Raw genomic sequence first — 2,471 nt, forward strand, 5'->3', positions numbered from 1 at the left:
ATATGTAGATGATGATCAAGCAGATGACGATGATAGATTAGAAGAACCTGAAATTCTAGTAACCTATGAAGCTTGGATTGAAAGTGAAGACCAACTTTTTGATAATGAACGTGTTACAGACGAAGAATTGCTGGAAGAAGATAAAGAAGATGGCATGTGGCAGGTAGAAATTATGGCTCATCTTGTAGCGGATAATGGTACATATTTTACTAGAGAAGAATTACTCTTTAAATTGCACAATTTGATGGCCAATAAAGAATTAGGCGATCATGTATTCTTTGAAGGTATTGAATATGAAGGCCATGAATGTGAAGGTTACGGACTTATAGATAATGAAGATGGCATACCTGTATTCTATATTTGCTGTGGTAGTTGATTAATAGAGAAATAATATATTAGCCCTTCGCTTATGCGAAGGGCTTTTACTATACACGGAAATTTATAACAGTAATAAATTAGATTAAATTATTATAATTTTGTGCTTTGGGCTACGTTATTTTATATGAGATTAGTTTACAATATTGAGGAATATATTATGAATAATGAAATCAAAGCATTGTTTAAATGACTACAAGGAGGATTATCTTATGATTTTTAATGCCATAAAAAACCTGTTTAACAAGGATGAGAATGCAGAGCAGATTGAATATCTTGGTACTGATAAAGATGGTAATAAAATATATGAAGGTTACTATCATGAGTTTAAGGGAATTCCTTGGGTGTTCAATAAAACTACTTATACTAAAGAAGAGTTTCTTAAGGCTTTTTATGAATGCTTAGAAGAGCATAACGTTAATCGTGATAATTTACCGCCATTAGTAGAGCCTGAAATTTTGGTAAGCTATGAAGCTTGGATTGAAAGTAAAAGTCAGCTTCACCCTAATGAATACTTATACGAAGATGATGAATTAGAAGAATACGATAAAGAAGACGGTATGTGGCAAGTTGAAATCTATGCTCGTCTTAAAGCAGATAATGGACAGTACTTTACTACTGAAGAGCTTCTTTTCAAGCTACATAACTTAATGGCCAATAAAGAGCTCGGTGATCATGTATTCTTTGAAAATCTAGCTTATGATGACCACGAATTCGATGGTGACGATAGCGATGATATCGACGATGATGATGAAGGTACTCCTGTATTTGTTGTATGGCTCGGTAGCTAGTTAAATAGCTGTTTTTGTCATTAACTATTATTTTAAAATCTGTAACCCATAGTTTTGTGTTGTTTGTTATAATTATCTTAAGATGATTTCATATACATATTTGTGCTATGAGGGGACGTGTGTTGTATGTCTTTAAGTGTTGAACAGTTTTTATCTTTATCTAATGCTGAACAGTTACAAACAGTTAAAGATCTTAATGATAGTGGAAACGTAAAAACTATTATTGATGTGTTAACTAGTGTGGGCATAGAAAATTTATCTATACCTCTGCTAGGAGAGCTTGGTAGAGCTTATAACAATAATGGTAATGAAAAAGAGGCAATTAAGGTATTAGAGGCTATTGATGAAGCACATCGTGATGCGGTGTGGTATTACCGCTGTGCCTATGCGTATGGATCTATTGTTTTAGATAATAATGAAGCGTACACATCTGATACTATGCAACAGATGCTAAGGTTAGTAGATCGGGGTGTACGGTTAGCTACGGAATCTGAACTAGATGATATAAAATCGTATTGTTTTGAAGTCATGGATATGTGCTATATGCAAATGGACTTTGAAAAATGTGAAGCTGATTATCCTGATTTATGTGCTGCCTATAATGAGTATGTAGCAGCTAAAAAGAAGAAACGGAAAGGTGTACCTCGTCATCGAACTATCACTGTAGAAGAAATTTTAGCAACTGATGATATGTGGACTATCAATGAGCCTGCTTATTGGACTATCAATATTTATGGTTCTTATGATGACTATTTAGAATCTGCTAAAGGTTTTACTTTAGAGCAACGATATCTTAATGCTATATCGTGGTATTTTGCAGAGGTTAATAATGGTGGACATCATCAGTTCTTCTATAACTCTACAGGCATTGTATGGGAGGATGCTCTTGCTGGCTTACGCCTCTTCAAGATGGCTCCATTAGCAGATAATTTACAATCCGTAATCGATTACTTTGGCGGTTCTATTCCATTTGATCGAGCTGAGCGATGGACTATTTTACAAGACTGGGAGAATGAAGAGGAGTTGTTCGATTTTCTCGATAAAAAAGATGATGTAGTATATGAATATGATGGAATCTATGAAGACACATTCGTACATGAACATCCTGAATTATTTGTATTTGATGGTACCTATAAAGTTCGAGAATAGACTTGGTGGGTTAATTAGGTCATATAATAGTAATATGACTATAAATATGACTATAAATATTACTTTCACCAAGCGTAAACTATATATTAGAGGTATTACATGTTAGATAAACAAGGCGTATATGATTGTTTACGTGACCATCATATCGATTTTGAA

The 2,471-nt window shown here is 33.8% G+C and carries 2 protein-coding genes and 1 pseudogene; all 3 read left to right on the top strand.

Translation table 11 applies throughout. From position 1 onward, the window contains the following. Positions 1-376: pseudogene (locus QZ055_RS09130) on the top strand (SMI1/KNR4 family protein); the annotation flags it as partial. 211 nt (positions 377-587) lie between these two features. After that, positions 588-1,166 (top strand): hypothetical protein, encoded by a 579-nt coding sequence (locus QZ055_RS09135; protein WP_295826409.1) that lies wholly within the window; start codon positions 588-590, stop codon positions 1,164-1,166. 126 nt (positions 1,167-1,292) lie between these two features. Next, on the top strand, positions 1,293-2,315 hold the full coding sequence (locus QZ055_RS09140) for a DMP19 family protein (protein WP_295826411.1): 1,023 nt from the start codon (positions 1,293-1,295) through the stop codon (positions 2,313-2,315). Positions 2,316-2,471: the final 156 nt, after the last annotated feature.

The sequence above is a fragment of the uncultured Veillonella sp. genome (genome assembly GCF_905209685.1).
Classification (GTDB): Bacteria; Bacillota; Negativicutes; order Veillonellales; family Veillonellaceae; genus Veillonella.

What these genes read in the sequence shown, in the direction of transcription:
- QZ055_RS09140 (WP_295826411.1), top strand. Translation starts at nt 1,293, where the DNA reads ATGTCTTTAAGTGTTGAACAGTTTTTATCTTTATCTAATGCTGAACAG.
- QZ055_RS09135 (WP_295826409.1), top strand. Translation starts at nt 588, where the DNA reads ATGATTTTTAATGCCATAAAAAACCTGTTTAACAAGGATGAGAATGCA.